General features: G+C 39.0%; 8 protein-coding genes. 3 read left to right on the top strand and 5 right to left on the bottom strand.

What is annotated here, in order from left to right; translation table 11 throughout:
* Positions 1-239: 239 nt before the first annotated feature.
* Positions 240-680 (top strand): hypothetical protein, encoded by a 441-nt coding sequence (locus tag Q0Q99_RS00740; RefSeq protein ID WP_293889938.1) that lies wholly within the window; start codon positions 240-242, stop codon positions 678-680.
* Between the two features lie 81 nt (positions 681-761).
* Positions 762-1847, top strand: coding sequence for a biotin synthase BioB (gene bioB, locus Q0Q99_RS00735; RefSeq protein WP_293889936.1), 1086 nt, complete (start codon positions 762-764; stop codon positions 1845-1847).
* Positions 1848-1936: 89 nt separating this feature from the next.
* On the opposite strand, the gene Q0Q99_RS00730 is transcribed toward bioB, so the two are convergent.
* From Q0Q99_RS00730 to Q0Q99_RS00720, 3 genes are all read right to left on the bottom strand, one after another.
* Entirely contained in the window at positions 1937-7612 is a 5676-nt protein-coding gene (locus Q0Q99_RS00730) for a T9SS sorting signal type C domain-containing protein (protein WP_293889934.1), read from the bottom strand.
* A 212-nt stretch (positions 7613-7824) separates the two neighbouring features.
* Positions 7825-14550 (bottom strand): T9SS sorting signal type C domain-containing protein, encoded by a 6726-nt coding sequence (locus Q0Q99_RS00725; protein ID WP_293889932.1) that lies wholly within the window; start codon positions 14548-14550, stop codon positions 7825-7827.
* A 243-nt stretch (positions 14551-14793) separates the two neighbouring features.
* Positions 14794-17964 (bottom strand): lamin tail domain-containing protein, encoded by a 3171-nt coding sequence (locus tag Q0Q99_RS00720; RefSeq protein WP_293889930.1) that lies wholly within the window; start codon positions 17962-17964, stop codon positions 14794-14796.
* Between the two features lie 317 nt (positions 17965-18281).
* On the opposite strand from Q0Q99_RS00720, the gene Q0Q99_RS00715 reads away from it, so the two are divergent.
* Positions 18282-18749: a regulatory protein RecX gene (locus Q0Q99_RS00715; RefSeq protein ID WP_293889928.1), complete on the top strand. Its 468-nt coding sequence runs from the start codon at positions 18282-18284 to the stop codon at positions 18747-18749.
* 198 nt (positions 18750-18947) lie between these two features.
* On the opposite strand, the gene Q0Q99_RS00710 is transcribed toward Q0Q99_RS00715, so the two are convergent.
* Positions 18948-20138, bottom strand: a complete 1191-nt coding sequence (locus tag Q0Q99_RS00710) for a beta-ketoacyl synthase N-terminal-like domain-containing protein (RefSeq protein WP_293889926.1) — start codon at positions 20136-20138, stop codon at positions 18948-18950.
* 33 nt (positions 20139-20171) lie between these two features.
* Positions 20172-21443 (bottom strand): adenosylmethionine--8-amino-7-oxononanoate transaminase, encoded by a 1272-nt coding sequence (gene bioA / locus Q0Q99_RS00705; RefSeq protein WP_293889924.1) that lies wholly within the window; start codon positions 21441-21443, stop codon positions 20172-20174.
* Between the last annotated feature and the right edge of the window lie 105 nt (positions 21444-21548).

The following is a 21548-nucleotide window of genomic DNA, read 5'->3' as shown; positions in this document are numbered from 1 at the left end:
GATAAGTCTGAAATAAAACAACTGTCATTTTTTTGATGCCTTGTTTTGAGAAACGAGAGATTTTAAAAATTAAATAACTGAATAACAATTAGATAAAAAATAAAAATAGTCTTTTTTATTTTTTATCGGACATTAATGATTGAAGAATTGTTTTCATCCTTTTAGTTAAATAATTGACTTTTCCAAGATATTTTCTTAAATTTGATAATGTGCATATTATTCACTTAAACCTTATCGATATGAAACTGCCAAAAGAAATTATTAATGCCATCATAATATTTGTCGGCATCTCAGCCTACTTTTTAATCATCGATCTTTTTAATTTATCAGATATCTTATGGCTAAGAATGTTTAATGTTCTTTTTGTTTGGTATGGAGTTACGCGAACCCTTAGCTACAACGTAGAGCATGGAAAAAAAGACTATGCCTATAATTTATTTTCAGCAGGAACAACCGCTTTTCTCGGTGTTTTTCTGTCCATAATTGGTTTGGTATCCTATATTCATTTAAGAGGCGGCGATGAATATGTTAATAATCTTTCACAAGATTTGTTATTTGGTGGAAAACCAACCGCCAATCAGTATTGTATCGGTATTTTGTTCGAAGGTGTAGCTTCAGCACTAATCGTGGTTTTTGTTTCGGTGCAATATTGGAGAAGCAAAATGGCAGCCCAAGACTAAAAGACCAACTTCTTATTTATATTTCACAAAATTGTAACTTCCATACAATTTAACTACTTTTGGTGCACGAAAAATTCATTTATGAGCGTTACCAAACACAATTGGACTAAGGAAGAGATCATTGCTATTTATAACAAACCCATGATGGATTTGCTTTACGAAGCAGCGACAATCCACAGAGAACAACACGACCCAAACGTTGTTCAGGTTTCCACATTATTATCTATAAAAACAGGAGGTTGCCCCGAAGATTGCGGTTATTGTCCACAAGCTGCCCGATATCATACCGATATTAAAGGTAATGATTTAATGACAGTAAGTCAGGTAAAAGCCCAAGCTTTGCGTGCTAAATCAAATGGTTCCTCGAGAGTTTGTATGGGTGCGGCATGGCGAAATGTAAAAGACGGTGCAGAATTTGACCAGGTTTTGGAAATGGTGCGAACTATCAATAAACTTGATATGGAAGTGTGCTGTACTTTGGGCATGATTACCGAAAATCAGGCACAACGTCTGGCAGAAGCGGGTTTATACGCTTACAATCACAACTTAGACACATCAGAAGATTATTATAAAGAAATAATTTCTACCCGAGGCTTTGAAGACCGGTTGGAAACCATCGAAAATGTCCGTAAAACCAATGTAACTGTGTGTAGCGGTGGAATTATCGGAATGGGAGAAAGTATACAAGACAGAGCCGGAATGCTGGTCGCACTTTCTACTTTAAATCCCCAACCTGAATCGGTGCCAATTAATGCGTTAGTGGCTGTTGAGGGAACTCCGATGGAAAATGAGAAACCAGTAGCCATTTGGGAAATGATCCGAATGGTAGCTACTACCCGCATTGTAATGCCCGAAACCCAGGTTCGCCTTTCGGCCGGAAGAATGGAAATGTCCCGCGAAGGACAAGCTATGTGTTTCTTTGCCGGCGCAAACTCTATTTTTGCAGGTGATAAATTATTAACTACACCAAATCCTGATGTGAACGAAGACATGAAAATGTTTGAAACGTTGGGTTTGACAGCTCAAAAGCCTTTCATTAAAGTAATGCAGCGTACAACAGTGGAAGCTGAAGATTCTCAATATAAAACTATGGGAGAAAAGCCAAAGTGGTCGCGACCTGGTCATTCTATTGAAAGAAATTTAGAAGCCTCAACAAAAGGGAAGTAATAAGTCGTTCAGAAAATAAAATACACTAAAAAAAGCGGTCTTGTTATTAATAACAAGACCGCTTTTTCTATTTTCTTTTCTCTTCTTACTTAAAGAATAACTTTTTTAGAAATCGTTACGCCGTTTTCCAACTTAATCTTAACAATTAATGTTTGTTGGCTCAACGAAATATTAGAACCCAAAAAGTTGTTATTATTTATGTTCTTAGTTTTGAACAACTCTCTACCAAGCATATCATAAACGGTAACTTCTTGAATGTTTTCAATAGAAGATTTTATAGCTAATTCGCTATGATTGGTGGCAACAAAAACACTATTCTCAATACTAAAATCTGGGTTCCCTAGGGCGGCGTTAGTATATCGCAATACCAATCTATCGTCAAAACGTCCAGCACTAGCGTTAAAGCTATATGGTGCCGTTCTCAAATCGTGAATGATATTTAATTCTTTGTCTTCTAAAAATATAGGTTGACCTTCTGCAAATAATCCATCAACATGGTCAATATTTATGATGTAATCGCCAGTTGTCGTCGTTCTAAAACCCAACGGCACCATATCAGTATTTAAAAATGGCAATGCACGAGCTTGTACAGAAAAATTTTGGTTGTCTACGATTGAATATAAATCAATTTGATTGTTTGTAAAGCTATATCCGTCATAAACATTGTCAAAGCTATTTGTAGCGCCATCAGCATAACCAATTAGCATCTGTCTAAAAGCCGGACTAATGTTGCTTATTGCGCTAGAGTAATTTAACCAAATACGATGTTTTTCTACAGTGGCTATTGCATCGGTTGTCGAATTTGCGTTTCTGAAGAAATTTGTATTGTTGCCCGCTACACGCATACTGTTGTTAAAAGTTATTTGTCCGCTTGCAAAAATCTGTGCAAAGAAACCTTGACCTGCAGCAATTTTACCACTTGCATTCAAACCACCCACTGCGGTACCTGGAACACCATTGGCAGTTCCAAGTTTTGTATACGTACAGTAATCGGCAAAGTTGTAGCTTCCTGTGCCTGAATATGCAGTACCGGAGGTCCAAAAATACAATGCTCCGCCTATCGTTTGGTTGATTGTTCCAGTTATGGTCGCGGGACCGGGAGAACCCGGTTTTATGTTAGCGGCAATAAAAGCATCGGCATCAATAGCCGATGGATACGGATTGCCAAGTAAAATCGTATTTCCGCTAACTAAGGAAGAAGTGTCATAATTTGTTGCGGTTATATTTACTACACCATTGTTGGGCGTACCAACAAACGAATAATTTATAGCCGAAGGCGTCGGTGTATAAAGCGGGTCGTTTTTTACACGTGTAATATAACCCTGACCAGCTATATTATCTGTAGTCAAAGGTGTATAAGTTCCATTCATACCGCCCGTTGTAACAAACTTATAATAACGGTCAAAGGCACTTGGAATTTGATAAAACGATCCTGTTTTAGTTATGGGAGAGCCCCAATAAACATAATCATAAGTTCTCATAGCCCTCGTAGTACGTATGTATGTTATGTCGCCAGAGTTGGAATTTGTAGTTGCATTATCCACATCTGTGACTTGAACAAGACCAGAGTTATTATTAATTAATAAAGAGCCTGCTGGTAGAGTATTAGCAACTATTACTGAATCTGTAACAGTGAGTGTATTACCTAAACCAACAGTATTACCAGAATTTACAGTTAAAGAAGCTCCATTTTCAACAGTAAGGTTTAGTGCTAATGCACTGTAATTATCTCCTGAAATCACAGCCGCATTAAGTGTTCCTGCTGAAATGAAAACACAATCCGTAGCGGATGGCACTCCTTTTGGTGTCCAGTTTTTAATTGTATTCCAGTTCGCGTCAATTGTTCCGTTCCATCGCTTACCGTGACTGTCAAACTCCCATGCCCCTATATCTGGTGTGGTGGCATCACGGATTGCGCTATTATAATCATCTGTAATACTTCCTATAGAAGCTCCGGCATTATTTGCCGATGAAACATTACACAGGGATTTTGGTTTTAGATAAAGAGAATTCGAACCGATGATGGACTCGAAATAAGTGGTAGCATCAAAAAAAGACTCTGTTAACGAGTCCGCATCTCTTGTTGCTCCAACTCTTGTTTGAAAATCAGTTAGTGTTTGGTCTGAGTTTGTTCCATCATAGAAAATTAATTTAGTCGCTCCTGGAGTTCCCGCATAAAACAAATTATTATTTGAAGTACTTGAATAATAGGTTGGATCGTATACTAGCGAAGTTTGGAAAGCAGCAGCACGACCTAAACCTTTTGGAGTAGATGTGTTAATTAAAATATTATTTCTTACATCAAATACCGTATTGGTATTTTCAGCATATAAAGCAGTCGTTCCAAAATCAGTCCCTGAACTAGTTCCTGATAAATAGACTGTATTATTATATATATTACATGTTATTCCTTTAAACACAAAAATGCCCGCTACTGCAGGAGGTCCCGGATAAATAGCGCTTGAAGCACTAGCTGATAAATCTCCTATAATGTTATTATAAATTGTTTCTTTTGAACCGGCTCCATCTGCATATATACCAGCGATGATAGTAGCAGATCCTATTCCCGATAAACCATTAATGTTGTTTTTATATATCCTAACATTGTCTGCGCCTGCAGAAAAAACCCCTATAATATAGTTACCAGTTGTAGAAGTTAATCCTTTGAGTTGACTAATCGAATTATTAAAAACATCTACATAATTTGCTGCTGAACCTATGTAAACACCATAAACAAAAGCCGGTCCTTGTGTAGATATATTATTCAAAATATTATTTGAAACTATATTGGGCGTTCCAGCAGTTCCTGCGAATCCGTCACCAATAATTGCGTAAACACCACCACTCCCATTAGTCCAATTGCTCATCGTGTTACCTGTAATATTTAAAACGGGATTACTTGACAAAAAATCTTCAGTGTCAATTCCTTCTAATACTCCACTACTTAATGGATCTATTGTTATATTTGAAAAATTGTTATTAGTTATTGTATGCGTAACAGAACTTGGTGAACTTCCACGATCATAATATCCATAAAAACCATTTGTTCCACCTGATGTTCTAGCAAAACTGCCAACTATTGCATTACCCGAAATAGTCTTACTTCCATTTGCCGGAGCTGTATAAGTATTATAAATCAAATGTATTTTACCAGTAGTTTTAATAGCTAAATTATTAAAATTGTTGTTGCTGATTGTACATGATAGAGGGGTTCCACCATGAAATATTACAGTAGTATCACCACTTCCTCCAGTAGTTCCTGTATAGGTTAAACCATTAAAATTATTATTTGAAATACTTGTTGCACATGTTGATAATCCACCAAAACAATGAATTCCTCTCAATGTAGCAATCGTGCTATTAGCCGAAAGAATAGCCGTTAAAGTATTATTATTTATGTTTAAAGTATTGCTTATTGTTCCTGCTCCTGAAATGGCTATAATATAATTAAGTCCAGACGTTGCTGCAGAGTTTAGAGAAATAGTATTATTGTTTATATTTAAGTTCGCCATTGATGTAGCATTATTATATAAAGCATACGTAGGACCACTACTAGCTGTAGAATAGTTGGTAACAATTGTATTGTAATTAATGGAAACTGTATTAGAAAGTGGTGTTGCACCGATACTATTTTCTATTCCGCTTAATTGACTTGTGGTTGCCCCTGAACTAACAGTAATGATATTGTAATTGATGGTTGCATTGGCACTAGTACCTGCTTGAGCAAAAATTCCCCTTAAAGTAGTTGTATGATTTATTCCGGAGCCGTTGTTATTGTTTACTGTATTGTTGGATATATTAACACCCCATTGATTATTGACGCGGACACCGGCGGTAGAATTAGTACTGCTGCCTCCATAATTTAAAATCGAATTACCCATGGTAGCGCCTGCAGCCGGAGTGCCTCCAATATCATTATTTAAATCCCCAAGAAAGGTTGCTGCGGTTGGAGCTGGTCCAACCCCTACTGTGGCTAAAAATCCACTTAATCCGATGCCTCCATACCCTCCATTGGTGGTATTACTATAAAACTTATTACCCGAATTGGTACCATTAGTTGCTAATGTTCCACCATTGGTCGGAGTTAGATTAGTGGTAGCAGCCGCAGGTGTTGAATTCAAAACCTCAATCGCCCAAGATCCAGCAAACATTGGTCCGGAGCCAGATACACCATTAACCCGTTGCATATTAAACGTGCAGTTTTTAACGGTATTGTTATTACAGCCGTCTCCTGCATTTAATTTAAAAAAGGCAACGCCAAATTCCATAGTGGCAGGATTTGTCGTATTCCCGTCTGTAAAAGTCAATCCATCTAGTGTAACATTATCAGCGCCGTTTAAATATAAGATTCCGTCTGGCGAAGCACTGGCGGGCGTACCCGTTCCAACACCTGCGTTTAGGGTTACTGTCCCACCGACTTTTTGAAAAGTAATTGTGTTTGATGAACTTAACGTAGGGTTTAGCGTCGCGCTGCCAAGACCAATTCCTTTACTAGGTGCCGTCTCACTATGCCCCGCAGCTATGTTAAAAACTACAGGACCGGCAATACCATTTGTGTTAAGATAGGATGCGGCGCTTGCCACAGTAAGGAAGCATGAAGAGGGTATAGCGTAAGTACCTGCTGCTAAAATGCCAGTTAAGGCACACACATAAAGTGTAGCAGAAGCAGAGGTTACAGGATTACAAGGAGAAGTACCGCTTACAACAACACGATATAGATTACCGTTATCACTTATAACTGTGGCTGGCGTAGTATAACTCGCCGAATTGGCTCCTACAGAAATCCAACTGCTACCTCCGTTAGTAGAAAATTGCCATTGATAGGACAGCGCTGTTCCTGTAGCGGCAACTGTAAAGGTAACCGAACCACCTATTGTAGCGGATTGATTACTGGGTTGCGTTGTAATGGTTACCGGTGCGTTTATAGTAACCGGATAAGAAGTTGTATTTGAATTTGTAGACCAACAAGAGGTAGAAGAGTTATAAGTTCTAATCCAATAGGTGTTAGTAGATGCCACCAGTAAAGGAGTGGCGGCATCATTAGCCGTGTTAGTTCCTGTGGCGCTCGTTTGCCAGTAGTAAAAAAGTGGAGATGAAACGGTTGCCGAGCTACTCAAAGTGGTGTTAGTGCAAGCTGGTGTTGTTCCTGATATAATAGCGCCAGTGGGCGGATCTGCGGGTGGCGTGCAACCTGTTGGAGCGGTTGCTAATGTTATCGAAGAGTTATTTTCAACTCGACTAGTCGTTGTTGAAGCACTTAACGTATTAGGTATTATAAAAATATTTAAAACTTGACTAGCTCCAACTGAAATGGCAGTTGCCGGAGTAAATGTATAAGTCGTTGCTGACGTAGTTGGTGTAAAAGAGCCGATAACTGTCATTGGCCCTGCACCAATACTATATTGAACCGATACATTTGGGCTACCTGTAGCGGTACTTATACGAGAAATTATAACGAGACTTGATACAGAAAACGTTACTGTTGCATCACTTGTTACACTATATGTATACCATTTACTTGCACCAATATTTGTTGCTAAATTTCCATTGAAACCAGTACCTGTAATTGCTCCTGCCACGGAAGCACAAGTAACACCAAATCCTCTTGTTATGTTAGAAAGTGTTAATCCAGTCGGAGGCGTTGTCCATGTTGATGTTGGTGTGAATGGACAAGTTCCAGTACTTAATCCACTTACCGTTACCGTAGTCTGCCCCCAGGAAAATGCACTTATTAAAAGCGCAATAAAAAGTATCTTAATTTTCATTAAAAATGAGTTATATATCTCATTGATTCCACAACCAACAGCCAATTCTTGGCGCACAAAGAATGTCAAGCAGAAATTCGTAGAAAAGGGGATAACAAATCTACACCTTATTTATCGGAAATTTAACACCGTTATCTTAAGAGCTTATTAAGTTAACTATCATTCATTTTAACTTTTTAAAAACTCCTGCTTTTATATTTTTTAAACCGAATCTATAAAATAATTTTTCTTGAAACCATTACGCCATTTTCCAATTTGATTTTCACAATCAATGTTTGTTGGCTGGCTGAAATATTAGAAGTCACAAAGTTAGTACTACTTATTCCTTTTGCAAAGAACAATTGTCGGCCTAGTACATCATATACAGTTACTTCCTCTATATTCTCAACAAACGATTTAATAGTTAGTTCACTATGATTGGTGGTCAACACTACATTTCCTAAAGTTTCGAAATCAGGATTACCTAACGCAGAATTGGTGTATCGCAATACAAATCTATCATTAAATGTCCCGGCAACAGCCGAAAAATTGTATGGGTTTTGTCTTAAATCATAAATTATATGCAATTCCTTATCTTCTAAAAAAATTGGTTGGTCATGTTCAAACAATCCATCAACAGCAGCAATCGCAATTTTATAGTTCCCGGCTGCCGTAATATGAACTCCGATTGGAACTTGATCATTCTGATCAAAAGGCGTTGGTCTTCCCTGGATTATCAGTGTTTCATTTTCTGCAAGGGAATAAATATTTCTACCATTGGCAGTATTTTTATACGCATCGTATAATCTGTCTAGACCAGTCGTGGCTTCGGGAACATAGCCAATTACTGTTCTAACTGGCTCGTTATTGGAGTCAATTAAATCTAGCCAAATCCTATGTTTATCTTCATTTCCAATTTGTGTTGTTTTGTAAAACTGACTATTATCATAAGTTTTACTTCTCATGCTATTTTTAAAATTGACAACTTGCGTTCCTGTTGCACCATCATTCATTAACACAAAAAACCCTTGCCCGCTGGCTATATATCCATTAAATCCAGATGGGCCGCTTGTTGTTGCTGTACCATTATATGTGATATAATCGTTAGATGTGTAATTGTAAGCAAAAGAGTTATAGAATGAATTAGTTGTAGATACTGGTGCTGTTCCGTGTGTCCACAAATAAACAAAACCTAAAATATTGTTGTTATAAGTTAAAAAGTCTAATGCCTTAATAGCAGATGGATACGGGTTTCCTATTAAATTCCAATTATCATCAAATTTAGTAACGGTTACAGAATTTGCGCCAGAATAATTTACTCCTTGATAAGAACCTCGGGTAATTGAAGATGGGACAACCCCGCTGCTAACAGCCCCGGTAAAAATACTTGGAATACTTGACGCTGCCATTCCATAAGAGCTGGAACCTCTCACAATATAGCCACTAGCGGGAAGCATAATGCCAGATGTGAGTTGCCAATTTCCGGTACTCGTAGGACTATTAATATTGGTTGCTAAAGGATTCCATTTGTATTTAAATCCTGGCGACGGACTTGAGTACAAATTGTCTATTGACTGCCCGATAACTGGTGAAGACCAATAAACATAATCGAACCCTCGTACTCCTGAAGCTGTCCTATAGACTTGAGTATTTCCATTATTTGTAACAACTCCACTATCATTAACCATGACCAATGAACCATTATTTTGAACCAATAAATTCCCTCCGGCATTAACAGTCAAATCATTAATTATTGAAACATAAGTATTACTCTTAATATCTAACGTAAAGCCATTGTTAACGGTAACACTACATACTTCAAAACTTCCACTAACTGAAGTGTCATAATTATTATTTATGATAGCTACTTTACTAGTAGTTGGCAAGCCATTAGACCATGTGTTTCCAGCTTGCCATGTTGTACTTGACACCGCGGTAATCATTACCGCATTTGAGCCCGAATAACATGTGGCGGTATTTTCTCTTATTTGACAATAATATTGATAGCCGATTAAACTAGAAACATCTGAAATGTTTAATGTAGCACTTGTTGATCCGGTATAAACGCCTGTATCTGTTAATGCCGTCCAAGAAGTTGTGTTTGGCGCAACAACATACCACTGATAGGTAAGTGCGTTACCGCCTGCATAACCTTCAGTACCCGCAACAGACATTGAAGTAGCTATGCAAGTTGGTGTATAACTTGGATTAACAGTTACAGTTGGTGGGGTTCCTGATAAGAAACTATAAACCCCTATATCAGAATAGTCATTTGTTGAACAAGAGGATGAACCCGTTCCCAGCCAGTCCGTTACATTCCAATCCGCGTTTGTGTAGGCATACTTAGGCACAGTAGCCGTATTTTTTCTTTTAAAATCGGCTCCTCTATCACCTATTCCTAGACTACTTGCCCATGTTGCATTATTGTAAACACCAAAAGAGTCAATCATGGAAGAAATACTGATCTTATATAATCCTATATAATCATGTCCTCCAGAAGTGAAATTTATACCCGAAATACTTGTCTGCAAATTAGCAAATGTACCATCGCCACCAGAAACTGAGCAAGAAGAACCGCTTAAAGAAGTGCTAACAGTATAAGTTGATAAATTTGCCACAGTCCCTGAAAGTGTCTGTGTGCTATATGATGTAGCGCTTCCATTTGCAAAAAACTGTAAGCTATAATTGGATAAATTAACTGGTGCGCCTGTTCCATTATAAATTTCAATGTAGCTTAACCCTCCATAGGTAGCATCCGTAACCTCGCTTATAAATAAATCCGAAACTGTTAGTGTTCCTTGACATGAAGTAGCAACGTTATTAATAACTGTAAATGCATTTGATGCCTGACAACCTGACGCATTAGTTGTAACTAAAGTTCCTGATACAGCACCAGTAGGAACAACAGCGCTTATTTGAGACGAAGATATTGAAGTAACAGTCGCAGCGACTCCATTAAAAGCTGCTGTAGCCCCAGTTAGATTATAAGGGGAAACGGCCTTAATTGTTACTACGGTGCCAACCGGTCCCGAGGTTGGAGTTATTGTATTTGAGGTAGGTGCACAAGTCCCATTACCTTGAATTGAAAATGTATATGGATTTTCTCCGCCAGTATAATCATTGCTAACAATAGAAACCGTAGACGTTAATGTCCCAAGCATAGTTGGGTTAAATGAAATTGTAAAATCAACAAAACTAGCACCGCTTATAGTGTAAGGAGTACTTGCTGTAACTGTAAAATCTGTGCTATTAGATAATGTTATGCTTGAAATACTAAGAGATAATACTCCTAAATTTTCAATTCTAAATGTTTTGGTTTGTATATTCCCCACATTAGTAGCAGCAAACAATGTATTGTCTAAACCTGAAGGTGTAATAGTTCCCGATGCAATACTTGGATTAGTCCCTATAACTCCTTTTATATTTATTTCCGGATAAGCGGAACCTGCTGAGAAATCATTAGTTGCAGAAGGAAAAGTTGTTCCTGTTACTGTACAAGTAGTTGAGCCAATAGCGGATCCTCCTACATCAACCCAATTTGTACCATCATGACGCGCAGGAAAACAACTTGCTTCAGTTCCTGTAACATCACTTACTCCCGAGATATAAGTGCCAGCAAAAGTATAACTGGCAGGTGCAACGCCCGATGCGGAAACTTGCCAAAATCTTGATAAATAACTTGTTGCTCCAGTGTTGCTAGGATGAATAGCATCAACCACTCTAACGCCTACCGTTCCTGCATAAGTTCCTCCCGAAAAAGTTAAGGTAGCTGGCGAATAGTCTATGCCGGAAGTATTGTCTCCAATCGGATAAGTGAACGCTCCGGCAGCACTAAATGTTTTAATTAATTGTCCTCCGGTAGTTGAATAAGCTAAAACATAACTATTTGAACCACCACCACTAATACCGGCACTTGCCCCTAATGTTAAATTATAATTGTTTGGACTTAAGCCTAAATCTATCAGACCATTTGTTAATACTAAACTATTATTAACCGTTAAAGCTGATCCCATCACGCAACCTATAGTTGCCGCCTGACGGTTCATCGTAAACGTTCCGAGATTAAAATCGGAGGCGAAAGTTACAGTACCTATACTTCCTGTACCCAATAGCGTCAGGGTTGAATCTGTTATCGTAGTTGGAATGATACTTCCTTTAAAAGTTCCCGTTCCCGTTATAGTTCCGCCATTACCGGTCGATCCTATCGTTAAGTTTTTCCCGTTAATATCAATCACACTGCCTGCACCAAACGTAATAACATTCACTCCTCCTGTTGACGAGGACGATATTACAACATCACACAATAACTGAACAACCGTACCTGCTGAAGTTACCACAAAAGGAATGGTTAAAGCCGTTACAGAATTAACAGTTTGGCTTGTACCTGTAAACCAGATAGCCCTGCTGTTACCATTAAAAACTCCGGCGCCTGTATTGGTATAATTTCCTCCTACTTTTAAATCATCTCCTATTACAGCTCCCAAAGTTATGGTTCCGGCATTCGTAACATTCCCCGGTACCGTCAACGCGCCGCCTGTTGTTGTAGCTCCAAAATTCAAAGCTGAACCGGCGTTGATATCCAATTTACCATTTATGGCTTTTGCCCCTGTATAAGTAAGATTATAATAATTCAATGTTGTCGCAATTAATGTTGTCGGACTATTAGTAATCAAAACATTATTAGGTAACCCTGGTGTTCCTATAGGTCCGCTTGTTGCACTAAATTCAATCGCCCTGGTGTAGGAACCCCCTGTAGCATACGATAAGGTAGAAGCACTTCCATAAATAGGTGCGTTAGTTAATACAAAACCGTTAGCTTCAATTTGTAGTGTACCAAAAACCGTTAATAAAGAAGCTCCCGGTATAATGGCACCTTGCTGTAATCTTATAGTCGTGTTAGCATCTGTAACCAAAGTTCCCGAACCTGCTGCTGAAATGGTAATGGCACTTGTTGTAGTTTTTAGAACTCCACCTGCCACCAAACTCGTAATGTTTTTTACACCACTGCCGCCGCATCCTAAAGTACCTCCTCCTGAAACTGTTAGCGTTTGTCCGTTCAAGTCTATAACAGAGGTAGCATTTGTAGAGTTTAAAGTCAAACCGGCTGACCCGGAAACGGTGATATTAGTTCCTGTAGCAATTTTTAAAGTACCGGTAAATTGAATTTCTATTGTATTAAATGTTTCTGTTCCTCCTCCTGAAACAGTAACAATGTGTATTGTATTAGCAATACCGGAACTAAAAAAAACTTTACCTGTACTTGGTGTAAAGACTGCTGTTGAAACTCTGTTCCAATTGCCTGCTATATACAAATTGTTACTGGCGTTTATAGTAAAATTACCGCTATTAATATTTAAATCACCTGCCATGCTTCGGGCAGTTGCCGGAGTGGTAAGCGCAGTTGTATTTTGTATTGTAACGTTTTGAGGTGTCCCAAGCCCTGCCGCGGGCGTTGGACTATTTCCAGTCCACTCATTAGTCACGCTACCCGAACCTCCTTGGTTGTATACCAAAGTCGAACTACTTCCATAAGTAGGCGCAGATGTAGCAAAAGAACCTCCTGAATTAATCTGACAAGTACCATTCAATGTCAAAGTAGTAGTAGTCAATGTTACCGAAGCGGATGTTTGAAAAACGCCATTTACCGTCCTGTTAGCGGAATTCATTGTTAAACCACCCGATAAAACGGTGACATTATACGGACCACTAGTTGGCCAATATTGATCTGTGTTTACAACCGTTACCGCAGTGTTTAACGCCAAAGTACTAGGTGAACCACCATAAACAAAGTCGTTACCCGTGACTGAACCTCCGGTATCTAATTGGAATGTCCCGTTAACGGTTGTAGTGCCGTTATTATTATAAGCAAAAGCGCCTGAGACTAACGTACCGCCTGAATTTACAGTAGTACTTGTCCCTGCATTTCTAGTGTTATAAGAAGCACTATCCATTGTTACCACATGTCCCGATGCTATAATAACATCGGCATTGGATGCAGGCACCACGCCACCTAGCCAAGTTGTGGTGGCAGACCAATTTCCGGTTTGTGCTGAAGTTATTAAGGATGGACAAGTTAGTGAACCCATTAAAGCAGCCGAATAATTATAAGCCAAATCCCTATGAATAACAGCATATTTATAGGTGGTACCTGCCGCAACGGTGGTATCAGTATAAGAAGTAGCTGCTGAACTTACTGACGTGGAAATAACATTCCAAGTGGATACTGTATTTGGTCCCGATGCTCCGCCGCCAACCGAATAAACCCCTTGGTCATTCATGACCGGTGAAGCCGCTGCCAAATTTGTAGTCCGTAAAATAATAGTATTTTGTATTCCTGTAGCTCCTGCGGCAGCTCCATCCGAACCATTAGTCCAGGAAAAAGTAGCCGAACTTGTCAATGTAGCACCCGCTGTAAACGACGTTGCCGCAGTAGGTTGTGTTAAATCTATTGTTGCTGAATTAAAATTATACATTATGAAATCATCCGACGATGCTGTCCCTGGTGTGCCATTCGTACTAGCCCTGAAAAGGATTCTAGCTTTGAATCCTGCAGACCCACTTGCATTTATAAGAGAATAGGTATATCGGGTATATGTAGTGGTTAAAACTGGTAAACTCGCACTGTTACTATATGAAACACCATTAAAAAGACTAAATTGAATTTTTATTGTAGTTGTTGTTGCTGCTTTTGCCCATCCAATTAAATGAGCATATTCGCCATTCGCGACCGTTGTTGTTGAAACATTATCATTTGCTTGTCCAGGAGTAGTTGAGCTAGTTGTGTAATCTAATGCTTTAACTCCTGTTCTTGAATTAGTATTAACTGTACCACCTGATCCCAATGTCCAGTCCGTTCCAGCATTGAGAGCCGCCTCAAAACCACCATTAGTAGGGGTTTGAGCAAATAAACCAGCAGAAAAAAGCAGCACAAGAATAACTAGTAATTTTCTATTTTTCATATAATTAAATATCTTTTTAAGCCATAGCAAAAGGCCTTTTTTGGCGCACAAAAAAAGGTCAAGACGTAATTAGTAGAAAAGGGGAAACAAATCTACATCTAAATTACTAAATTACAATGGTTTTAAGTTATTAAAACATTATGATTTACACTATTTTATAACAATTGATGGCAATTTCTGCAACGAAAACGTTATAGTTCGGGTTTTATGTTCAAACCAATAGATAAATTTATAAACTAAATCTTAAAATAGTAGCTTCTTTGAAATAATTTCGTCATTCTCCAGAGTAATTTTCAGGATTACCGGTTGATGGTTCATATCAGGCAGATTCATAATAACTTCCTGGCTATTTAAACCTGGTATTTCCTCAATTGATCTTCCTAACAAATCGTATACCTTGATACTGACTATTTTTTCAGAAAATGAATAAGCCGTAATTGTATTTTGATTGCAGTAAACCAATACTTTTTCAGCAGTAGCGGTATAATGAGGATTATGGCTTTCTGCTCCGGTTCGGTTTTGGTAACGCAATTTGAATCGATTGGTGAACTTCCCGGCTTCGGAAGTAAAAGTGTAAGCCGTTGTTCTCAGGTTGTGTATGACACCTGTCATGGTATCTTCTATGTAAATTTCCCTATTGGCATTTTCAAATAATCCATCAATAGCCCCCAAGGCAATAGTGTGACTTCCGGCAGTGCTGATTTTAACTCCTATTGGCACCACATCAGAATTTATAAATGGAGCGGGTCTTCCTTGAATATTCATCGCCTCATCATCTATCAATGAATAAATACTCATGCTGTTTCCCACCACAAAAAAAGCGTCATACAATCTATCTTTAGCTAAAGTTGCTCCCGATAAATATCCTATCAAAGCACGACTTGATTTACTTGAACTATTATTGATAAGGTCTAGCCAGATTCTTCCTTTTTGACCACCTGATGAATTGTTTGTAGGAGAATTTGCTTTATAAAAATAGGAGTTGTCATAATAAGTGTTTGGACTTCCTACGGTTTCTCTCAATGAATTATTGAAAGTTACTTTTTGAGTAGCATCGGCGGGGCCATCATTCATAATTACAAAAAATCCCTGACCGGAAGCAATATACCCGTTGAAGGCACTAGGTCCGCTACTCGAGCCCGTAACATTATAAGTAATGTAATCACTTGGATCGTAATTGTAAACGAAGTTTCCATAAAAAGGATCTAAAACGGCTGCATTAGGTAAAGTACCATGTGTCCATAATCGGATGTTACCATCAATATTGGCATTAAGTGTTAAAAACTTAATGGCGCTAATAGAACAAGGGTATGGATTTCCTAATAAATTCCAATTATCGTCTTTTATACTTCTCATAATTCCATTGGGTCCGGTCGAACCGGCATTAGTATCATTCCCTCTGAAAATACTAGGTTGGCATACGCCGGTAAAAGGAGTTCCGGTAAATGTAGCGGTAAAATCAGCCGCTGCAGCATTGTTGTAACTATCAGGTCCTCTCACAATGTAGCCTTTAGATTCCTGCATTATTTCACTGGTGTTTTGCCAAGTTCCTTCACCACCATTAGCATTGGCCAGTGTAGTGTTCCATTTCCAAATAAGGGAAGTAGGAGAACCTGGTGATATACTTTGCACTCCAAAACCGGAAACCGGTGAAGACCAATACACATAATCTGTTTTCTTAATTGTTGCCACTCTCTTCACATCAATACTTCCTGAATTAACACCGGTGTCATCTATTTGAATTAATGAGCCGTTGTCATTAACAATAATATTCCCTGTTGGTTTTACCGTTAAATTATATTGAATAGCAACATATTGATTAGCAGCAATGGTGAGCGTTTTCGAGCCCTTAACAATAAGGCTACACGCTTCAAAACTTCCGTTCAAAGCTGTATTATAAGTGCCGTTAATGATAGTTAACAGAGACAACGTTGGTGCTCCATTAGACCAAGAGGTGCCATTCCAAGTCGTTGACAAAGTCGGGGTATAATTGTAAGTGCCGATATCTGTGTAATCATTTGTCGGACAAGCTCCTGAACCCGTACCTGCCCAGTCTATTACTGTCCAGTCAGCATTAATATAAGTGGTACTTGGTAAAGTTGCAGCTGTGGGATTTCTTCTAAAATCAGCGCCTGATGTACCAATGCCTAAAGAGGAAGACCAGTTACCGGTAGCATCTCCCCAACTGTCTATTTTTGTAATGCCTTTATAAAGAACTATCTGGTCATCAGCAGCGACGCCAAAATTGACACCATTCACCGTCGTAATTAAGTTAGCCAAAGAACCATTCCCTCCGGTTATTCCGCACTGAGAAGCGCTTGGAGAGGTGCTTACCGTATAGGTTTGATCATTACCAAGCATACCGGAAAAAGCGGGTACTCCACTAACCCCTGTTGTTGCATATGGTGAAGCGGCTCCATTAGCGTAAAATTGTAAATTATAGGCAGAAAGATCAACAGAAACACCTGTTCCGTTATAAATTTCTATATAACTGAGTCCACCATAATTGGTATCAGTAACCTCACTTATGATTAAATCCGAAAGAACGGCACACGCTGATGCAGCTGTTAAAACAGTAAAAGTTGTAGTAGCCGAACAAGGCTGCGTATCAGTAATGACTAAATTCCCGGTAGTCGCTCCCGTAGGAACCGTTACGACCAATTGCGTAGCAGAACTTGAAACAGTGGTTGCAGTTATCCCGTTAAAAACGGCTGTGGCTCCACTAAGGCTGCCTGAACTTGCAGTAATAGTGACCTGACTGCCTACAATTCCCGCTGCCGGCGAAAGAGAAGAAATAGTTGGAGGCGTGCATGCCGCCGTAGTTGTTCCGTTTAAGGTAACATTGACCACATTTGTACTAATATCTAAACCACCGGAACCAGCAGTGCTGGTAGCTCCATAGCCATAAATCCTAAAAGTAATAGCTGATGCACTATTTGTAATTCCCGATATGGCAATAGTATTAGCCGTTCCAATAGCTGCAACCGGAGCGATGGCACCAAGATTAGCAGCATAGCCATCAACTGACGACCGCAAGGCCACATTTTTTGGCCCTGTTCCTGATGAATCCCAATTAAATACAAAAGATGTTGGTGTAAAAGTAGCGCCGGAAAGAGGTGTGACCACAAATTGTATATAATTATTTCCCGCTATAGCCTCGCTTAAAGTACTCCCTGCCGCCGTATTACCGGCATCAAACCAATTGGTTCCTCCCAACCTGTTAGCATTGCCCGCTGCGGTTATAGAACCTGTCGTCAAAGTAGAAGCATTAATATTAACATTATTAAAAATACTAGCTTCCGTAGTTTCTAAGCCTGTATTGCCAAAAGTATTCCACTGTAATAACTGGGCATTTGCTCCCATAGAACCAAACACACAAATTATAAGCGTTATAAAAAATATTTTTTGTTTCATTGTAAAATGAATTATGTTATCTTATTCGTTTTCAAAGTAATAGACGCTACCTTGCAGAACAAGGTCAGGATTTTATTAGCAACAAGGGGATAATAAAATTAACAAAATTAAAAGCAGTACATGCTTAAGAAAATATTAATAAACAGTATGTTTATGAACATTACGTCTAAATTCATTGAAAACGATGTTTTTAGTTACGTTTTTTAACGCAATTGGGTTTTATAGCTTTGTTATTACATCAGTATAATCTTAAATAAAACAGCATTGCTGCTTATTTTCAATTTTCTAACTTTGCCAGAATTGGTATTTGCACATAAATGAACGACGCACTAACACTAAAAGAAGCACAACTCAAACTGGAATATTATTGTTCCTATCAGGAACGTTGTCATCAGGAAGTGGTGCAGAAAACCAGGGATTTAGGCATGAAAAACCAAGAAATAGATGCCATTGTTGTTCATTTAATCCAACATAATTTCTTAAACGAAGAGCGTTTTGCCCGAAGCTTTGCCCGGGGAAAACACCGTATCAAAATTTGGGGCAAAATTCGTATCGTCAACGAACTTAGGCAACGGCATATTTCAGCACCCAATATAAAATGTGCACTATCCGAAATCTCCGATTCAGAATACGAAGCGGCGTTTAATAAACTGGCAGATCGGCATTGGGAAACCATCACAGAAAGAAATACCCAGAAGAAGAAAAAAAAGTTCTGCGATTACCTCTTACGCAAAGGCTGGGAAAGCAATTTGGTGTATGAGAAACTCAAAGAATTGTTGCCCTAATCCGCTGGAAAATTCAATTTCCTCAGGACACACCGTTACAAGCTTCAGGCTCATCTTAAAAAACAACCGCGGTTGTTTAGTAAAGTTACCGTGGTTGTTTTATAAAGTTACCGGGGACGTTTTTTGAAACTACCGTGGTTGTTTTTATTTATCATCAGGAGGAATAAATATATTGGACAGGATAAATGAATGCTTTCATTATAATGAAAGCAAAATACTCACCGCATTACCGCCAAAACCAACGGCGTTTACCAGTACGTTTTTAATAATCCTTTCGGGGTTTGAAACCCTGAAAAGGTTGCTGTATGGAACGCCTATAAACTGTTGGTGTTGCATCATGAGGAGCGCCATTTCAATATTCAACATTCCGGAAGCACCAAAGGTGTGGCCCACTTTCCATTTGTTGGTCGTCAACATCGGAAGCTTTTTGCCACCCGAAGCCAAAGGTCGAACTGACGAAGTAAAGACTTTTTGTATTGCTTTGTATTCCGACTTATCGCCTTTTATGGTTCCCGGCGCATGCATCACAACCACATCAACCTCTTCCGGGGAAAGATTTTGCAATGCCATTTTCATCGATTTCTGGAAACATTCTGCTTCATCTGTGATGGAAATACTGTGTTGCAAATCGTCTGTAGCATAACCAAACCCGGTAACGTATCCTAAGGCATTTTTTTGTTCTCCAATTTCCAAACACGCCATTGCAGCGCCTTCGCCTAACACCATCGAGTTTTTGGTTTTATCCAAATCTAAAGCTCTGCAGGGAAAGTCTTCATTCGTTTTAGCATAAATCTTCAACGCCTGCATTTGGGCAATCGTAAATGGGGTTAAGGGCGCTTCGCTTCCGCCTACCAGAAACTTATCAGCCATACCTGCTTGCAGCCAGGCAATTCCGTTAAGCAAAGCGTGCAAAGCGGTAGAACAGGTTATAGAGTGTGATAACTCCGGACCTTTTGATTTCAAATCATGGGCAACCCAGGTAGAAATGTTTCCCAAAGTTGTACTTGGCGAAGTTAGCGTCGGTGTTTTTCCCGTTTCCAAAAACTCCTTATGATGCTTTTCAAATAATTGTGTAGCACCGCGGGAAGAACCAATGTTGACACCAAACTGAGCGTTATTCCAACCTGCCTTTTTCACAGCTTCCCTTGAAGCCAAAATAGCATAAAGCACCGAATTGTCAAGTGCCTTGTATTTCACGTCTGAATCCCGTAATGCCTGAGCGTCTTGTGCTAAGCTGTTTGATAATGGTGCCACCAAATGAGTGTTGTCGCCAATCATCCTCTCAACAATCAATGTTTGCGGAGTTAAATATTCATTCCAAACCTCAGAAGAAGTTTTTCCCAATGGAGAAAAGGAAGCAATTGAAGTTATGGCAATAGATCTTTTCAAAAGAATGTTTTAATGGAAATTAGTAGTGCAAAGCTACACTATTCCTAGCGCTTTTTCCACCGTCGCATATACTTTTTCCAGTTGGGAATTGGTAATAATATAAGGCGGCAAAATATAAACTATATTTCCAACCGGTCGCAGGATTACACCATTCTCCATAAAGAAATTATAGAGCGTGTTGCGCATTGTGCCGTAATAACTTTCCTGTTTTTCGGAATGGATTTCTAAAGCGAAGATGACGCCAAGAACCCGAGTGGTTTTTACTTTTGAATGTGATTTAATTCTTTGTTCAAAGGCCAAGTGCTGCTTATTTACCCGCGTAATATTACCTTGCATTTCCTCTGTTTGCAGCAGATTAATACTCGCCAAAGCAGCGGAACAACCTGTTGGATTTGCGGTGAAGGTATGGCCATGAAACAACGCTTTATTGGTGTCATCATCATAAAACCCATCAAAGATTTCCTGTGTGAAACTAGTTATAGCCATTGGGATTGTTCCACCGGTTAACGCTTTTGACAAACACATCATATCTGGTTTGTTAACCAAATAATCTGTAGCGAATATCTTTCCGGTTTTCCCAAAACCCGTCATTACTTCATCGGCAATGGTAAACACCTGATTTTTGCTGCAGATAAGAATCATTGTATCTAAAACTTCCGGACGGTACATCACCATTCCCGCGGCGCCCTGAACCAAAGGCTCAAAAATAAAGGCAGCATATTCATTTGTAGACACTAAATTATGTAATGCCTGTAAACTCTGTTCTTCATTGCCAATTGTCGGAACCGGAATTCGAACAACTTCCAATAACGAACCTTTGAATGCTTCAGTAAAAAATGAAATACCGCTACTGGCCATGGCCCCAAAAGTATCGCCATGAAAGGCATCTTCAAAAGCAATGATTTTTGTTTTCTTTATCCCTTTGTTATAATTGTATTGCAATGCACATTTTAAAGCGACTTCTACCGCCGTAGAACCGTTATCGGAATAAAAGAGTTTCTTTTGGTTTCTCGGCAGAATGGTCATCAGCTTTTCGGCCAATAAAACGGCTTTATCATGTGTAAAACCACCAAACAGCACGTGCTCCAAAGTTGTCAGCTGTTCATAGATCGCATCTGCAATAATTTTATTGGAATGACCATAAGGATTCACCCACCAGGAAGCAATGGCGTCAATATATTCCTTGCCATTCTCATCCCAAAGCAACGCGCCTTCTCCTTTGACAATAGCCGGAAAATCAGCCGCTGTTTTGTGCTGCGTATAGGGATGCCAGTTGTATAGTTTGTCTCTTTCGGAAAGGTTCATTTTTAAGAAGAAAGAAGAAAGAAGCAAGAGAAAAGACTTGCCCTTTCTAATTAGAAATGCAAAGATAACTAAGAAACATTCTTGCTTCTTGTTTCTTTGCCCTTG

Source organism: Flavobacterium sp. (assembly GCF_025352425.1).
Lineage (GTDB): Bacteria > Bacteroidota > Bacteroidia > Flavobacteriales > Flavobacteriaceae > Flavobacterium.
This window is presented reverse-complemented; position numbering and strand designations above follow the sequence as displayed.